Source organism: Sorangiineae bacterium MSr11954 (genome assembly GCA_037157815.1).
Lineage (GTDB): Bacteria > Myxococcota_A > Polyangia > Polyangiales > Polyangiaceae > Pendulispora > Pendulispora albinea.
Genome location: CP089984.1, coordinates 10,816,223 through 10,832,486, shown reverse-complemented (window position 1 = coordinate 10,832,486; position 16,264 = coordinate 10,816,223). Strand labels below are relative to the sequence as shown.

Genomic DNA, 16,264 nt, shown 5'->3' with positions numbered 1-16,264 from the left:
CATGGCGCACCCTCTCGAAGCGAGTCAAACGGGTCAACTCGGCGAAACCGGCAAAACAGGCGAAACAGAACAGCTGCTGTCCGCGTGGCGATCGTGGCTCGATGCTTGGAACCGTCACGATCTGGAGGGCATTCTCGCGCACTACGCCGAGGATGTCGTGTTCACGTCCAACGCCGTGAAGGCATTGGGCTTCGACCCCAGCGGCTCCGTCAAAGGCATCGCGTTGCTACGGCAGCTTTTCGAGGCCGGGCTGCGGGCCTATCCCGATCTGCACTTCACCCCGATCCAAGCCTTCGGTGGCGTGCGCAGTCATGCGCTTCACTATATTGGCATCGAGAAGCGGCTGGTGGTCGAAGTACACGAAGTGGATGCACGCGGAAGGATCGTGATCGCCAGCGCCTACCACGGGCCACGTAGCGCTTGACCGTCACCTCCAGGCCCTTCATACGTGTTCCATTCCCTTTGGAGGAGCGGCTGCAATGGATATTTCGATCCGCCGTACGACCCAAAAGAAGCCTCGCCCGCCGGCCTCGGATCTCGGCTGGGGGCAGTACTTCACCGATCACATGTTCCTCATGGACTACGAGCCCGGGCGCGGTTGGCACAACCCGCGGATCGAGCCCTATGGTCCGCTGACCATCGATCCGGCGGCGGCCGTGCTTCACTACGCGCAGGAGCTGTTCGACGGCTTCAAGGCCATCCGCGGTGAGGACGACAAGGTCCGCCTTTTTCGTCCGGATCGGCACTGCGCGCGCCTGGCGGAGGGCTCCGTGCGCATGTGCATCCCGCCGGTGCCCACAGATGCGATGCTGCAGGCCGTCTTGGAGTTCGTGCGCGTCGACCAAGACTGGGTGCCCTCGCAGCGCAACGCGGCGCTCTACTTGCGTCCCACGCTCATCGGGACGGAGCCCTTCTTGGGCGTGCGTCCTTCGCGCACGTACACGTTCTTCATCATCGGCTCGCCCGTTGGCGCGTACTACGCCGAGGGGTTCAACCCGGTGAGCATCTGGGTCGAGCAGGAGTGCGTGCGCGCGGCTCGTGGCGGGCTCGGCGCGGTGAAGGCCGGCGCCAATTACGCGGCCAGCCTGTATGCGGCCGAGCGGGCCAAGAAGCACGGGTACTCGCAGGTCCTCTGGCTGGACGCGGCCGAGCACAAGTACCTCGAGGAGGTGGGCACCATGAACCTGTTCGTCGGCATCGACGGCACGTTCATCACGCCGCCGCTCGAGGGGAGCATCCTCGAGGGCGTCACGCGCAACTCGATCATCACGCTCCTTCGCGACTGGAACTACGAGGTCGTCGAGCGACGCCTTTCCATCGACGAGATTCAAGAGGCGCACACCCAGGGCCGGCTGAACGAAATCTTCGGCTGCGGCACCGGCGCCGTCATCTCGCCCGTGGGAGAGCTGGGACACAAGGACAAGCGCTTGAGCATCAACGACCGCAAGCCCGGCCCCGTGTCGCAGCGCGTCTTCGAAGAGCTCACCGGCATTCAGCAGGCGCGCATCCCCGACACGCGCGGCTGGCTCGTCCCCATCGACTGAGCTACTTCGCCGCGGTGCTTCGTGGAGGCGCCGGGGCAAACGCGTCCCACATGTCCGCCCGTTCCACGATGTCCAGCGGGGCATCGCCGAACCTCAGCCAGCGGGTGGCGCGCGGACGAATGCCCTCGACCCCGCCGCGGGTCAGCAAGGTGGCCGCCCAGCCCACGGCCAGGGCGGCCACGGGACGCACGGCGGCCACGCGCAAGAGGCGCACCTCGCGCTCGGGGGGGATCGGCATCAAGGGGCGCAGCTTGGTGGCGGCGCGGTAGGGCGCGTCTTGTCCGAAGTGAATCGGAGAGGTCCAGAGGGCGATGACCAGCTCCGCGTGCAGCGCCATCAAGGAGGCCATTTGCGCGCGCGGCGCGTCGGCCTCGGAGAGACGACGCAGGGTGCCGCAGAGGTAGGCGCGCTCGGGCGGTGGGTTGCGCGAGCGCAGGCGTGAGCCGGTGCCCTCGCAGCGGCCTTCCACGAGCACCCGGTCCATCGCGTCGGCTTCAATGGCGTGCATCTCGGCCTCGGAGCGCGCTGCATTTGCGGTGGAGATCGCTTGCCGCAGCTCTTTTTCCGCGCGCTCCATGCGGGTGAACAGCTCGCTGTCGGTGGTGAGCCCCAGGTGCGCCGCCGCCGCGCGCTGCACCTTGTCGCCGTCGTGGGGCGGATCTTTGGCCGGCTTGGCCTGGTCGAGCGCGACCCGAAGGCGAGCGATGGCCGCCGCGCTCTCCATGTAGCCTGTGGTGAGATGCTCCAGCGCATCGAGCGAGTCGTCCAACTCGTTGGCCTCGAACTTCGTCAGCGCCCCGTCCCGCAAGCTGCCGCGCACATCGTTCAGGCGGCGCGCGAGCCATTTGTCCCGCTCCTTGGTCGCCTCGGGGGTCGCCGGCTGCACCCAGCACGCGACCATGCCGCGAACGAGCTCGCTCGCCGAGCGCGGGAGCGCCCGCTCCTCCGCGACCCGCGCCATTTCCTCGTCGATGAGCCGCACCAAGAGCCGCCGTTCCAGCTCGCTGCCCCGGGTGAGCGGATACGACCACTCCCGCGCGCGCTGCGAGGCGCCCGACAAGCCGCGGGCGCGGGCCTCGAAGGAGAACAGGTCGAGCGCGCCCTCGTCGCCCACCTTCAAGGTCGAATCCTCCGCCAAAATGGCGCCCATCACGTTCTTGCGCACGTCGGCCTCCTTGGCCGCGATGCCCGTGCGCCGTGCCAGCCGCGCGTCGAGGGCCGAGAGCTCGCCGAGGATCGCCTCCTCGTCGCGCGCGAATCGCTCGGTGTTTTCGCTTCCGGGCTCGGTAGCGGCCGCGGGGGTTCGGGAAGGCGCCCGCGCGGCGCACCCGGTATCGAGCATGGCCAGAGCCGCGAGGCCCAGGGCGTGGGCAGCGGCAACCGCGGAGACCGCACGCGTGAACCTCAAAATCCCAGCACTTTCACGATGACCCGCTTGTCCCGCTGACCGTCGAACTCCGCGTAGAAGACCTCCTGCCACGGCCCCAAGTCGAGCTTCTTCTTGGTGATGGGCAAGGTCACCTCGTGGTGGATGAGCAGCGATTTCAGGTGGGCATCGCCGTTGTCCTCGCCCGTTCGGTGGTGCTCGTAGTCGGGGCCGGCGGGCGCCAGATCCTGCAGCCACTTCCAGATATCGTGGTGCAGCCCGGGCTCGTTGTCATTCACGAAGACACCTGCGGTGATGTGCATGGCGCTAACGAGCATGAACCCCTCGCTGATATCGGTCCGGTCGAGGATGGTCTTCAGCGTGGGCGTCAAGTGCACCAGCTCGCGCCGGTTGCGCGTGTGCATGGTCATGTACTCGGTGAACGACTTCATCGTGATCTCCCCGCTTCGCGAAAGGTGTACTACCCTCACCATCCATCGGCATGAAATACGCCACGTCGTTTTCGGTCGCTTCCTCCACTTCTACAAGGTTTCTCGATCGGGCGGTACGACAGGCCGAGCGGGTGCTCGCGCACGCGGCTCGCTCCGCCTGGCCCCATGTGCAGAAGCTCAATCGTGCCATCGAGCGGCCTGGAAAGCGCCCCAAGTGGGCGCCTGCCCCGCTCTTGAAGCGCCGCGAGCGGTCCTATCCCCAGCTCGGTTTCCCGCGCACCACCGACTCGCTCTGCCCCAAGTGCGTCAAAGAAGTGCGCACCGAGATCCTCTCCGGGCAGCGCGATCTGCGCACCTTGATCGACGGCAAGCCGGGCGAGATCAAGGCCGAGATCATCGAGCGCGACGGGCAGGTGCTCATGACCAAGGAGTGCCCCACCCACGGCCGCTTCGAGGACGTGATGGCGGTCGACGCCGCGTTCCTGCGCCGCATCGAGAAGCTCTACCCCGGGCGCGACTACCTGGCGCCGCTCACCAAGCTTCGCGACCACGGCAGCTCCAGCGTCAAGTACGGCCGCGGCTCGGTGCTCACGGTGGATCTCACCAACCGCTGCAACATGATGTGCGATCCCTGCTTCATGGACGCCAACCAGGTGGGCTACGTGCACGAGCTCTCCTGGGAAGAGACGAAGAAGATCCTCGACGACTCCCTCGACATCCAGCCGCGCCGCCAGATGAGCGTGCAGTTCTCGGGTGGGGAGCCCACCTTGAGCCCGCACTTCCTGCGCGCCATCCGCTACGCGCGCGAGGTCGGCTATTTTTGTGTGCAAGCTGCGACCAATGGGGTCAAGTTCGCGCAGGATCCCGAGTTCGCGCGGCAGGCCAAAGAGGCGGGCATGCGGCTCGCCTACCTGCAGTTCGACGGGGTGACCAACGAGGCCAACTCGCACCGCAAGGTGGGCAACCTGTTCGACGTGAAGCTGCGCGCCATCGAGAACCTGCACGCCGCCGGCATCGACGTGGTGCTCGTGGTCACGGTGGTCAACGGCGTGAATAACGACCAGGTGGGTCCCATCGTCGACTTTGCCATCGCCAACGCCGATAAGATCACGGTCATCAGCTTTCAGCCCGTGAGCTTCACCGGCCGCGACGAAGACGTGAGCGACGAGACGCGCATCGCGCAGCGCTACACGTTGAGCCACCTCGCCCGCGACGTGAAAGCGCAGACCGGCGCCACCGAGCCATTGCGCGACTGGTTCCCGCTCTCGGCCATGGGGCCGTTCAGCGATCTGACCGACCTTCTCATGGGCGATCAGTCGGACTTCGGCGCGCTCAAATGCGGCTGCCACCCCAACTGCGGCATCGGCACCGTCCTGTTCGTGCACAAAAAGACGAAGCAGATGGTGCCGCTCACCGAGTTCCTCGATCTCGAGCAGCTGCTCGAAGACATTCAAGACGTGACCGACGCCGCCCAAGGCCGGGCCATCACCTTGGCGGAGGTGGGGATGGCGCTCTTCAAGAACTTCAAGCCGGAGAAGGCGCCGAAGGGCTTTACGTTCTACCACCTCATCAAGCAGTTCATGAGCCAGACCGGGAACCGCGGCAAGCGGGTGGGCGAGTTCGAGAGCGACGCCGGCGAGTTCGAGTGGCGCGCGCTCTTCGTGGCCGGCATGTGGTTTCAGGATCTGTTCAACTACGACTTTCGCCGGACGGAGATGTGCATCATTCCATACGGTACGCAGATGGGCGAGATCAGCTTCTGCGCGTACAATACGGGGGTTGGCTGGCGGAACATCATTGAGAAGATGAAGGCCAATGCCACCGTGGCCGAGTGGTATCGCGAGAAGGGGCGCCATCCGATTTACGCCAAGAACCAGGACCTGCCGCTCCCCGAGGCGCTGGGGACCATCGTTCTTCCCGAGTCGGCGCAGAGGCTCGAGGCGGAGTCGCAGGCGCGAAAGCGGGTGCGGTTGCCGTTGATCGCGGCGGAGTAGCGGGGGGACGGGCGACGGCGCTGCAGCAGGGCAACGGTCGACGTGGTGCCGATTTGGTCGGTCGACGCGGGTTAGTGGCGTTTGCACGCGAGGGCGTGGGAGCGGCGGTCGGCTTCGCGGGCGGTGACGGAAGGGGGGGTCGCGTGGCCCCATCGGTCCACGACGACGCGGTATGCGTCGCAGGCGGCGGTGGTGTCGCCGAGCTTTTCCTTGGCCATGCCGAGCCAGAGGTGCGCGCGCATGTGGAGCGCGGGGTAGTCGAGACCGTGGCAGGCGTGCGCGCCCCGTTCGAGGAGGTGCGCCGCCTTCGCCTCGTCGCCGGCGAGCAGATGGACCCGACCTGCGAACGCATCGAGCAGACCGACGCGCCATTTGCCGTTGGGGTAGCGCGGGCGGCCATCGTTTTGGTCGGCGGGGATGAGCGCGAGCGCTTCGGCGGCATCGGCCGGGGTGGCGACGGCGTTGCCCCAGCGAAAGACCCAGCGCTCGAAGTCGTTGAGCACCGGGGCGTGCACCTTGTCCCAAGCGTCGGTGGCCTTGCGCCAGGCGCCTGGGGTGATGCGCCCGCCGTGGAGCTCCGCCGCGAGCAGCCATGCCTCCGACTCGGCGGCGTTGAGCGTGTCGCCGTTGTCGCGCGTCCACGCATCTTTGCGGCGGAAGGCCTGCTCGGCCACGCGCGAGGCGCGCCCGACGTTCCCCGTCTCGAGCAGCGCTTCGACCGAGAGCATCGAGGCGCTCCAGTGCGGCTCCAGCGCCCCGGAGCCGGCCAGCTCGGCCTCGAGCTGCTCGGCGGTGCGCAGCGCGGCGTCAAAGTTGCCGGCCCATATCTCGAGCTTCGCGGTTTCGAACAGGCGCGTGCGCTCGCGCAAGGCGGGCGGCAGCCGCTGCCAGCGCAAGAGCAGCACCTCCTCGATGGCCTCCCGCGGCGCCTGCGTGGCCGCCAAGTTGATCGCGAGGTTGCTGAACCCCGAGGACTCCTCGCGATCCCAAGACGTATGGCGCCGAGCCTCCGCCGTGGCCTCTTCGCATTGTCCGAGGCGGCGAAGAAGGAGGATGCGGTCATCCATGCAGTCGACGGAGCCGGGGGACGCCTTGAGGCAATGATCGAGGGCCACGCGCTTTTCCTCGTCGCGACCGAGAAAGTCGAGCGCGCGCGCCTGCAGCTGCCATGCGTCGGAATACGCGGGGTCGATCCCCGCGGCCTTGCGCGTGCGGTCGAGCGCGAGCTCGAGGTCCTCCCGGTTGCGCGCGAAGGTCATCTTTTCGATCGCCGAGAGGACGAGCAGCTCCGCGTCCATGGGGAATTTTTGCACGGCCTCGTCGAGGAGCCGGTTGGCCTCGTCGTAGTGGGGCATGTCCTCCGCGACCAGGGGGGCGAGCGCATCCATGAGCATGCGATCGCGCTCGCTCAACACGTCGCGGATGCGCATGGCGTCCCGAAAGTGTTCGCGCTGCACCGCGATGGGCACGACGGCGCTGCCGGCCGCGCCCGCGAAGCGCCGAAAGCGAATCTGCGGGCACGCTCCGTCGGCTTGCATCGCCTCGTCGAACAGGCGACGCGCGCCGTCCCACCGCCCCTCGCGCATGGTCTGCAAGGCCTGCTGCAACAAAGCGGCCCCGCGCGGCGTGCAGAGCGGCGAGACGGGGAGCGCGGTCATGAGCGTGCCCACCGGCGCCGCGACCGGCTCGGTCTCCGCCGGCTTTCGCCGGTGGTACGCGAACCCCAAGATCAACGCCCACGTCACCATGACCGCTCCCGCGAGCGCGAGCACACGCCGCAGGCGCTTGGGGGCGCGCTCCGACACCGGTAGCAGCGGCGGGGGCTCCGACTTGGACACGACGTCGAAGGAGCGACGCGACGTCAACGTGGTGCCCAAGAGCTGCCCGGCGATGCGCTCCAGCGCGAGCTTCACCGCGGTGGCCGAGACGGGCCGCTTTTCGCGATCCTTCGAGAGCAGGCGCGCGATGAGCGCGTCCAGATCCGGAGGTACGTCGGGGCGGAGCTTCGCGAGGCGCGGCGGCTCGTGCAGGAGCAGCATGGAGAGCACGGTCACCGGATCGGGGCCGTCGAAGACATCGCGGTTGGCCAGGCAGCGAAAGAGCACGCAGCCGAGGGAGTAGAGATCGGCGCGCCCGTCGAGATCCTCGGCGCCGCGGGCCTGCTCGGGCGCCATGTAGCCCACGGTCCCCAGCACCGTGCCGGACGTGGTCACCTCTTGCGCCGAGGTCGCGCGCACGATGCCGAAGTCGACGAGCTTGGGCCTCACCAACTCGCCTTTGACGAGCAAGATGTTGCTCGGCTTCACGTCGCGGTGCACGATGCCGATGGAGTGCGCGGCGGCCAGCGCCCCCGCGAGCCGCCGCCCCATCTCCAGCACATCCGCCAGATCGAGCCGCCCGCCATTTTCGGCGACGCGCGCGAGCCGCACGCGCAGGCTCTCGCCCTCGAGCCACTCGATGGCGAGGTAAGGGGCGCCGCCGTCGGCGATGCCGTGCGCGAGGTAGCGCACGATGTCCGGGTGCTCGATTCGCCCCAGCGCGTCGGCCTCCATCGCGAACCGTCGCACGGTCGACGGCTCTGTTTTGTGCAGGACCTTGAGCGCGACCGTGGCTTGGGTGACCCGGTCGAAGGCACGGTAGACGATGCCCATTCCGCCGCGGCCAGCTTCCTCCTCGATCTCGAAGCGGTCGGCGAAAACGCTGGGAGCTTCCGCATCTCGGCTGCCGGACATGCGATTGAACGTGCCGTTCAAGGAGCGGGAATGCTACCGCTTCGACCCTGCGTGTGCAATTGACGCGCCCCCGAGGTGGAGCGTGCGCGCGAACGAGCTTCGCGCGGCGGCCGAGGCGGCGAGGTCATTCCTTGCACCCGAGCGTGCGGATGCGCCGCGCGGCCTCGCGCGCGCTCACCGAAGGCGGTTTCGCATGGCCCCACCGACGGACCACGAAGCCGTACGCGTCGCACGCCGCTGCCGTATCGCCGAGCTTCTCCTTGGCCATCCCCAGCCAGAGGTGCGCGCGAACGCTGGCGAACGGGAACTCGAGCCCCTGGCACCCGCGCGCGCCGTTCTCCAAGAGGGGCGCCGCGCGCGCGAGGTCGCCGGCTTGCAGATGAATGCGGCCCGCGAACGAGTCGAGCAGGCCCACGCGCCACTCGACATTGACGTCGCGCGTGGCCTGGCGAACCTCGCCCGTAGGGGCGTGCGCCACGGCCTGGGCGGCCACGCCTGGCCGCGGGGAGTCGACGACATTGCCCCAACGAAACACCCAGCGCTCGACGTCGTTGAGGGCGAGCTTGCTCGAGCGTTCCCAGGCGTCGGCCGCTCCACCCCACTCGCCTGCCGACATCCTTCCGCCGCGGAAGGCCGCGGCGAGCAGCCACGCCTCCGACCGAACCACGTCGAGGGCCGTCCAATTGTCGCGGGGCCACGCCTCCTTGCGGCGAAGCGCTTGCTCGGCGATGCGCGCGGCGCGGGCCGTGTCGCCGATCTCGAGGAGCGTATCGACGGAGACGATGGCGGCGCTCCAGTGGGCCTCGAGATCGCCGAGGCCGGTGCGGTGTTGCTCGAGCCGCTCGGCGGTGGCGAGCGCAAGGTCGAAGTTGCCCAGCCACGCTTCCAGCTTCGCGGTCTCCACCAGGCGCGCTTGCTCGCGGTACTCGGCCGGCACGTGGTTCCAGTGCGCGAGCAGCACTTCGTCGATGGCCTCCCGCGGGGCCTCCGTGGCCGCCAGGGCGCCCGCGAGCGACGCATAGGCGAGGGTTTCGTCGGGTTCCCACGAGGTCCATCGCCGGGCGTCGGCGGCCGCCTCTTTGCACTGGCCTAGCGTGCGAAGCAAAAAGAGGCGGTCGGCCAAGCAGTCGACCGAGCCGGGAAGGATCTTCAAGCATTGCTCGAGGGCGGCGCGCGTCTCCTCGGCGCGGCCGAGAAAGTCGAGCGCGCGTGCCTGGAGCTGCCAGGCGGCCGAGAAGGTGGGGTCGATGGACGTGGCCCTCCGAGCCGTCTCCAGGATGGCCTCCAGATCGTCGCGGCCGCGCGCGATGTTGAGCTTCTCGTACGACGCCAAGACCAGGAGCTCGGCGTCCATGGGAAACTGGCGCACGGCCTCGTCGAGGAGCCGGTTGGTCTCCTCGTGGTGCGGGACGTCGTCGGTGACGAGCAGCCCGAAGGCTTCGAGCACGAGCCGATCGCGCTGGCTCAAACCGTCGCGAAAGCGCATGGCCGTCCGCAGTCGTTCGCGCTGTTCGCTCACGGGTACGAGCAGCTCGTCGATGATCAGGTAGCGCCGGAATTGGATCTGCGGGCACGTGCCATCGGCCAGGGCCGCCTGCTCCAAGAGGCGCTCGGCGCCGCCCCATCGTCCCTCGCGCATCCGCAGCACCCCTTGCTCGTACAAGGCCACCGCGCGCGGCGCGCAGCTCGGCGAGACGGGGAGGGCGCCGACCACCGTGGGCGCGGGTGGCGGCACCTTTGGCTCGAGCAAAGGCGAAATCGACGGCAGACGCCGCGGCGCGAGCGCGACGCCCAGAACGGCGATGACGGCGACGCCGGCGGCTGCGAACGCCGTGCGGAACCATCGCTTCCCGCGCCGCATCTTCGCGGACGCGGGCGCATTCGCCGGTCCGTGTGCGTTCCCGAGCTTGGGCGCACGCCGGCGTCCCGATGCATCCGGGCGTTCCGATGCATCCGGACGTCGCGGTGCATCCGGGCGTTCCGATGCATCCGGACGTCGCGGTGCATCCGGGCGTCGCGGTGCGTCCGGGCGTCGCGGTGCATCCGAGCGTCGCGGTTCATCCGGGCGTCCCGGCGCACCCGCGCGTCGCGGTGCATCCGGGCGTCCCGGCGCACCCGCGCGTAGTGCCGCATCCACGGTCCCGCGCGCCTTGGTCCGCTCCGGCGTTTTCGCCGTCGCCGGCAGCGGCTTCGCATCGAGATCCGGCAGGGGTCCGCGAAACCGCGGAGACGTCTGCGTCGCGATCATGAGATCGGCGCCGATGCGCGCGAGCGCGTGCTTCACCTCCGTCGCCGAGTCGGGCCGATTCTCACGCTCTTTCGCGATCATCCGCCCGATGAGGGCGTCGAGCTCGCGCGGAACATGGGGCCGCAGCGTCGCGAGGCGCGGCGGCTCGTGCAGCAGCAACATGGAGAGCACGGTCACCGGATCGGGGCCGTCGAAGACATCGCGGTTGGTGAGGCAACGAAAGAGCACGCATCCGAGCGAATAGAGATCGGCGCGCGCGTCGAGATCGCCCGAGCCGCGCGCCTGCTCGGGCGCCATGAAGCCGACGGTGCCCAGCATGGTGCCCGAGGTGGTGACGAAGTCCGGCGAGGCCGCCCGGATCACCCCGAAGTCGACGAGCTTCGGCTTTTGCAGGTTGCCGCCGACGAGCAAAATGTTGCTCGGCTTCACGTCGCGATGAACGATGCCCATCGCATGCGCCGCCGCCAGCGCCCCCGCGAGCCGCTGCCCGAGCTCCACCACGGCCGCCATCTCGAGCTGCCCGCCGTGCTCCGCGACCCGTTTGAGCCGGACGCGCAAGCTCTCGCCCTCCAGCCACTCGATGGCGAGGTAAGGCTCGCCCTCGTCGGAGACGCCGTGCGCCACGTAGCGCACGATGTCCGGGTGCTCCAGCTTCTCCAGCACCTCGGCCTCGCGCGCGAACCTTCGAATGACCCCGGGCTCGATTTTGTGCAGCACCTTGAGGGCAATCGTGCTCTGGGTGACGCGGTCCCGCGCGCGGTAAACGATGCCCATACCGCCGCGCCCCGCCTCCTCCTCGATCTCGAAGCGGTCGGCAAAGAGCTCCCGCGCGCGCGCACCTCGAACACCCTCCATGCGATCGCGCGCCGGCCCCCTCAAGAGGCGTCAAGGTAATGCTTCAGCACTTCGCGCGCAATTGCCCGCGCTTTGGTCCAAAGACCAAGACGCACGAGCGCAGCGCCGAGAACCCCAACACCCCGTCGCTGGTGCATCCCTCGGGCGCCTTGCCCCCAATCAATTCGACATCGGAGGTGGTTTGCCAGTCCGAAGCCTCGAGGCGCACCGCGCGCACGGTCCGCGACGCGACCTTTCCGGAAGGTGTCTCGCCGTTCAAGCTGCTCTTGGTCGCGCGCGGTGCCAGGAGCTTGCTCGCCGCCGCCGTCTCGTACAACGCCGTACGGGTGGCGCCGGTGTCCAGCAGGAGATCGGCCGATTGTCCCTCGACCCGCGCCGGGATCACGAAAACGCCGTTGCACGTGCGCACGCCTTGACCCAAAAGATCCTTGCCGCGGGTGGCCATCGTGCGCTGAACATCGAGCTCGTCGGCGATGCGCAGCTCCGCCACCCGCAGATCGAGGATCACGATGTGCCCCTCGTCGATGCGCTGCGGGGAGAGAAAGACGCCGACATTCGCCTTGGTGGCCAAGCTCGCGCCGTCTTGCTCGATCACGAGCAGCTTTCCGGCGGGCATCTTGCCCCAGCCCTCGAGCGCGACGTGGGCGAGGTCCGTGACCGTCGAGGCGAGCGTGCCTTGCGCATGATCGTCGATGTCGTCGCCCGCGCCGCTGGTGCGAAGCCCGGCCCGTTTCACGATCGCTGCCGTGGCAACATGGGTCGCCGCCCCGGTGTCGAGGAGCATCCATGTAGGCTCGCGCCCCACGGTGCCGCGCACGAAAGGGAGCGGCGCGATGCCCGCCACGTCGTAGCGCAAGGCCGCTTTGCGCACGGCCGATGCTGTCGCTGGCGCGAGCGGCGTTGCGGCCTCGGTCTGCAGCGCGATCGCGCACGCCATCATCGCGAGCGCCAGCCCGAACCCCCGCACCGCCTTCACTTGCCCGCCCCGCTGCGAGGGGTGCGCAGCGCGGGATCGCAGCGCCCGGTGAGGGTGCTGCGGTCGAAGACGACGATGCACGATCTGAGAATATCCATGGCAAGCACCCCGTCGCGCGGACAACTTGAATCGGACTCGCCCGGGAGGATATCGACGTCCGTCACGGTCGTGTACGCGCCGACGCTCACTTTGGCGCCGCGAACGGTGCGCGTCGAGATCTTGCCGCTGGCAGCGTAGACTTGTTCCCTGTTCGGAACACTGCGCGGCAGGAGCCTCCGTCCCGCCGGGGTATGTGCCAGCAGATCCGAACGATGCGCTCCGGTGTCGAGGAGCAGCGAGACGCGCACGCTGTCGACCATCGCAGGCACCACGAAGGCGAGGCCGCGGATCGGGCTGTCACGATCTTCGCAGGCTCGCGCGGCCGCCGTGAACGGGTTGGCGCCCTTGCCCTCGAGATCCGCGGCCGCTTGTGCCGAGTCGGCCGTGTACATCTCGGCCCGCGCCAGATCGAGCACCAAGGCTGAGTCGTAAGCCAGCTGCTGCGGCGAGAGAAACGCACCGATGCCGATGCGCGCCACCGCCTCGGGGATCTCCGTGACCAAGGTGGGCGTCTCCGGAAGCGCGCTCCATCCGTCGAGGGTCATCTGCGTGCGATCCACGCGCGACGTCGTGATGGCATGCCCGGCGTGATCGGTGCCTTGGTCGCCGAAGTTCTTCGCGTCGAGCTTCGCCTTGCGCGCGAGCCACCCGGCGATCACATGGCTGTTGGCGCCCGTGTCCACGAGCATCCACGTGGGCTCGCCCCCGATGGCGCCGTGCACCAACGGAAGCGGAAACGTGCGGCCCCCGAGATCGTAATGCAGTTTGATGCGCGCGTACGCCGGCCCGGCGACGGCCGCCTTTGCCGGGCCCGCGGGCGGCGCCCCGCCGCGATCCATGGTCGCGCGCTCCGCCCGCAGCACCACCATGCCGCTCTCGTTCGGACCGGGAGCGGCGGAGGGCGCGGGTGCGCCGCCGCAGCCCGCGTATGCGAGGACGCACACGTGGACTGCGGCCAGAGCGCAGCGGTGCTTCACGCGCTCACGCGTTCTTGAAAATCTGAACCACCGATTGGAGCAGCTTGAGCGCCTCCGGACGCGGACGCTGGAACGCATTGCGTCCCATGATGGATCCGAAGCCACCGCCCTGCGCGATCTGCTTCACCTCTTCGAGCACGTCCTCCGTGCCCTTGGCCTCGCCGCCGGAGAAGATCACGATGCGCTTGCCATTGAATGCACTCTGCACGCAATGCCGCACGCGATCGGCCAGGGTCTTGGTGGGGATGTTGTACTTCTCGAAGACCTTCTTGGCCTCGGCTTGCTCGATGAAGTCCTTCGGCGGCTTGATCTTGATGATGTGCGCGCCGAGCTGCGCGCTGATCTGCGCGGCATAGGCTCCCACGTCGATCGCGAGCTCGCCCTCTTTCGAGAGCCCCGCGCCGCGCGGGTAGGCCCACAGCACCGTGGGAAGGCCGTACGAGCGCGCCTCGGCGATGAGCTCGCGAAGGTCCTCGTACATGCGGTTGCGCTGGCCCGAGCCCGGGTAAATCGTGTAGCCGATGGCACATGCGCCGAGGCGCACAGCGTCCTTCACCGAGCTGGTGATGGCGCTGCAGGGCTGGTCCACCTTGGCGAGCGTGTCCGAGTTGTTCACCTTCAAGATGAGCGGGATCTGCCCCGCGAACTTGTCGGCGCCCGCCTCGAGAAAGCCCAGCGGCGCGGCGTACGCGTTGCAGCCTGCATCGATCGCGAGCTGGAAGTGGTAGTCCGGATCGTAGCCTTCGGGGTTCGGCGCGAACGAACGTGCAGGACCGTGCTCGAAGCCTTGATCAACGGGCAGGATCACGAACTTGCCGGTTCCCGCAAGTGCGCCGGTGTTCATCAGCCGAACGAGATTCGCTTTGACGCCCGGGCTCTCCGAACCGTACCAGGAGAGGATGTGTTTCACGCGATCGGTAAGTGCCATCGCAGAGCTCCTTCTTGATTATCTTTGCTTATTTGCGGGTGCAGGGTATCCGAGGCTGTCGCCAAAGGCGAGACTTGCACATAGTCTATCCATGAAGAGTTCGCATGACTGACCCCACACGCACCGAACGCACCTCCATCATCCCCTCGGAAGGGCCGACCAGCCTACCGCTGCAAGCCTCCTCCGTCGTGGGCACCACCTTGCGCGAGCACGTCCTCGCGGGCATGCACGCGGCCCCGGGGGCCACCGGGCAATTCACGTCGCTCTTGAACCACATCTCGTTGGGCATCCGCATCATCACCACGCGCGTCCGCGCGGCGGGTTTGGCGGGCATGCTCGGCTACACGGGCGACACCAACGTCCAGGGCGAGCAGGTGCAAAAGCTCGATGCGTTCGCCAACGACGTGCTGGTCAACGTGCTCGAACGCAGCGGCCATTGCGGGCTTTTGGCGAGCGAGGAGCTGGACGAGGCGCGCTTCGCCACCAACTCCGGCAAGTACGTGGTCCTCTTCGACCCCTTGGACGGGTCGAGCAACATCGACACCAACGTCTCCATCGGCACCATCTTCGCCATCCTCCGCCGCCGCCACGGCGAAATCGTCCCCCACGTCGAGGACGCGCTCCAACCCGGCCGCCGCATCATCGCCGCCGGCTACGCCCTCTACGGCCCGTCGACCATCTTCGTCCTCAGCTCGGGCCACGGGGTCGACGCGTTCACGTTGGATCCCAATGTCGGCGAGTTCTTTCTTTCGCACCCAAATATTCGCTGCCCGGAGCGCGGCAACAGCTACTCGGCCAACGAAGGCAACTACGCCCGCTGGTCCAAGGGCGTCCGCCGCTGGAACGATTGGGTCCGCGAGGAAAACAAAGACGAAGGCCGCCCCTACGGCCACCGCTACGTCGGCTCCCTCGTCGCCGACGCCCACCGCACCCTCCTCAAGGGCGGCATCTTCGCCTACCCGGCGGACACGAAGAACAAGAAGGGCAAACTCCGTCTCCTCTACGAGGCGAACCCCATGGCCTTCCTCTTCGAACAAGCCGGCGGCGCCGCCACCGACGGCCACCGATCGATCCTCGACATCCACCCGGACGAGCTCCACCAGCGCACCCCCCTCATCTTCGGCTCCAAACACGACGTCGCCGACTACGAGGCCTTCGCTTCGGAGAAGCGGACGTAGTCGAGCTCACGCCTCGGGGGGGCGCGTCCCGAATATCTGCGAAAGCGCACTACGCGCGCGACAAGTAGTTGGCAGGTACGAAGACGTTTCGGATGCGAAACGGTGCAGGGGATTCGAACATCAAGCGCACACGTAGCGCATACGAGCGCGCAGGAAACGCGAAGAAGGGCTTGGGGCTGTGAATCGTCTCGACCCACTTCGGCCACGCCACACCGGATTCTCTGCACAGCGCGCTCACGACGGCAGCGACCAAGCCTTCGAGGGCGCCCGACTCGAGGATGGGTGTTTCGACCAACCGAAGCTTTTCTTCCGGCGAGGCGCGACGGAACGCATCGATGAACGCGTTGATCGGTCGTTGGTAGGCTTCCTTCGCTTCCTTCGCTTGCCGCAAGCAATCAATCGCTCTCATCGAACATCTCTTCGAGCATGAGCTGCGTACGCACGGGCAGCCGGGCAGCCGGGTAAAACTGGAGGACGACGTCCAAAACGGCTTGGCTGCTCGACAAACCGAGCCGATGCGCGAGAAACGCGATGTCCTGCCTGTCTTCCTCCGAGCGGGACGCGGCGCATTTCATCGCCAAGAGCGTCCGTTCGTCGGCCACGGAGATCTGAAGATTCGAAAACGATCGCCATTGCTCGAACGACGCCCCTTCGGGTACGAACGCTTTGGCCGCGTCGTTGAGCCAGTCCTCGGGCAGGCCCATCTGCGTTGCCACCCTCGCGGCGGCGGCGCGCACGGCCTGTGGTTCCGTGAACCAAGCATCCACGTCTTTGGTGGCGGGGCGCGCATCGAGAACGAGGCACATGACCGCACCGCCGACGAGGAAGCACTCGGCCTGCACGCTGGCGTTCGAAAGCTCCGCGTTGAGCCGGTTCAGTGCATCGAAAATCTGAGCGCGGCTCAATGTGCTCACG

At 67.7% G+C, this 16,264-nt stretch carries 13 protein-coding genes; 4 read left to right on the top strand and 9 right to left on the bottom strand.

Annotated features, from left to right (window positions below; all coding sequences use genetic code 11):
* The first annotated feature begins 1 nt into the window (after position 1).
* Positions 2–424, top strand: coding sequence for a nuclear transport factor 2 family protein (locus LZC94_42440; protein WXB14472.1), 423 nt, complete (start codon positions 2–4; stop codon positions 422–424).
* 55 nt (positions 425–479) lie between these two features.
* Entirely contained in the window at positions 480–1,544 is a 1,065-nt protein-coding gene (locus tag LZC94_42435) for a branched-chain amino acid aminotransferase (protein ID WXB14471.1), read from the top strand.
* 1 nt (position 1,545) lies between these two features.
* On the opposite strand, the gene LZC94_42430 is transcribed toward LZC94_42435, so the two are convergent.
* A complete protein-coding gene (locus LZC94_42430) occupies positions 1,546–2,952 on the bottom strand; it encodes a hypothetical protein (protein WXB14470.1) in 1,407 nt (468 codons plus the stop codon).
* On the bottom strand, positions 2,949–3,362 hold the full coding sequence (locus LZC94_42425) for a secondary thiamine-phosphate synthase enzyme YjbQ (GenBank protein ID WXB14469.1): 414 nt from the start codon (positions 3,360–3,362) through the stop codon (positions 2,949–2,951). Before LZC94_42425 ends, LZC94_42430 begins: the two co-directional genes overlap by 4 nt.
* Positions 3,363–3,493: 131 nt before the next feature.
* Here LZC94_42425 and LZC94_42420 point away from each other — a divergent pair, with 131 nt between their 5' ends.
* Positions 3,494–5,356, top strand: coding sequence for a radical SAM protein (locus tag LZC94_42420; protein ID WXB14468.1), 1,863 nt, complete (start codon positions 3,494–3,496; stop codon positions 5,354–5,356).
* Between the two features lie 71 nt (positions 5,357–5,427).
* Here LZC94_42420 and LZC94_42415 read toward each other — a convergent pair whose 3' ends face one another.
* The 5 genes from LZC94_42415 to LZC94_42395 form a co-directional block, all read right to left on the bottom strand.
* Positions 5,428–8,088: a protein kinase gene (locus tag LZC94_42415; GenBank protein WXB14467.1), complete on the bottom strand. Its 2,661-nt coding sequence runs from the start codon at positions 8,086–8,088 to the stop codon at positions 5,428–5,430.
* Between the two features lie 124 nt (positions 8,089–8,212).
* Positions 8,213–11,215 carry a protein kinase gene (locus tag LZC94_42410; GenBank protein WXB14466.1) on the bottom strand — a complete coding sequence of 1,001 codons (3,003 nt, stop codon included), beginning with the start codon at positions 11,213–11,215 and terminating at the stop codon, positions 8,213–8,215.
* A 19-nt stretch (positions 11,216–11,234) separates the two neighbouring features.
* Positions 11,235–12,158: a retroviral-like aspartic protease family protein gene (locus LZC94_42405; protein ID WXB14465.1), complete on the bottom strand. Its 924-nt coding sequence runs from the start codon at positions 12,156–12,158 to the stop codon at positions 11,235–11,237.
* Between the two features lie 5 nt (positions 12,159–12,163).
* The gene (locus LZC94_42400) at positions 12,164–13,243 is read right to left on the bottom strand and encodes an aspartyl protease family protein (GenBank protein ID WXB14464.1); all 1,080 of its coding nucleotides are present in this window, start codon (positions 13,241–13,243) and stop codon (positions 12,164–12,166) included.
* A 4-nt stretch (positions 13,244–13,247) separates the two neighbouring features.
* On the bottom strand, positions 13,248–14,171 hold the full coding sequence (locus LZC94_42395; protein ID WXB14463.1) for a class I fructose-bisphosphate aldolase: 924 nt from the start codon (positions 14,169–14,171) through the stop codon (positions 13,248–13,250).
* 104 nt (positions 14,172–14,275) lie between these two features.
* On the opposite strand from LZC94_42395, the gene fbp reads away from it, so the two are divergent.
* Positions 14,276–15,349 (top strand): class 1 fructose-bisphosphatase, encoded by a 1,074-nt coding sequence (fbp, locus tag LZC94_42390; GenBank protein WXB14462.1) that lies wholly within the window; start codon positions 14,276–14,278, stop codon positions 15,347–15,349.
* A 49-nt stretch (positions 15,350–15,398) separates the two neighbouring features.
* Here fbp and LZC94_42385 read toward each other — a convergent pair whose 3' ends face one another.
* Together LZC94_42385 and LZC94_42380 are read right to left on the bottom strand one after the other, a co-directional pair.
* Positions 15,399–15,758 (bottom strand): hypothetical protein, encoded by a 360-nt coding sequence (locus tag LZC94_42385; protein WXB14461.1) that lies wholly within the window; start codon positions 15,756–15,758, stop codon positions 15,399–15,401.
* The gene (locus tag LZC94_42380) at positions 15,745–16,263 is read right to left on the bottom strand and encodes a hypothetical protein (GenBank protein ID WXB14460.1); all 519 of its coding nucleotides are present in this window, start codon (positions 16,261–16,263) and stop codon (positions 15,745–15,747) included. The genes LZC94_42385 and LZC94_42380 overlap by 14 nt, the downstream gene beginning before the upstream one ends.
* Position 16,264: the final 1 nt, after the last annotated feature.

Bases quoted from the DNA above. Each gene is read 5' to 3' on its own strand.
- LZC94_42440 (WXB14472.1), top strand. From the start codon at position 2: ATGGCGCACCCTCTCGAAGCGAGTCAAACGGGTCAACTCGGCGAAACC.
- LZC94_42435 (WXB14471.1), top strand. From the start codon at position 480: ATGGATATTTCGATCCGCCGTACGACCCAAAAGAAGCCTCGCCCGCCG.
- LZC94_42425 (WXB14469.1), bottom strand. From the start codon at position 3,362: ATGAAGTCGTTCACCGAGTACATGACCATGCACACGCGCAACCGGCGC.
- LZC94_42415 (WXB14467.1), bottom strand. From the start codon at position 8,088: ATGTCCGGCAGCCGAGATGCGGAAGCTCCCAGCGTTTTCGCCGACCGC.
- LZC94_42395 (WXB14463.1), bottom strand. From the start codon at position 14,171: ATGGCACTTACCGATCGCGTGAAACACATCCTCTCCTGGTACGGTTCG.
- fbp (WXB14462.1), top strand. From the start codon at position 14,276: ATGACTGACCCCACACGCACCGAACGCACCTCCATCATCCCCTCGGAA.
- LZC94_42385 (WXB14461.1), bottom strand. From the start codon at position 15,758: ATGAGAGCGATTGATTGCTTGCGGCAAGCGAAGGAAGCGAAGGAAGCC.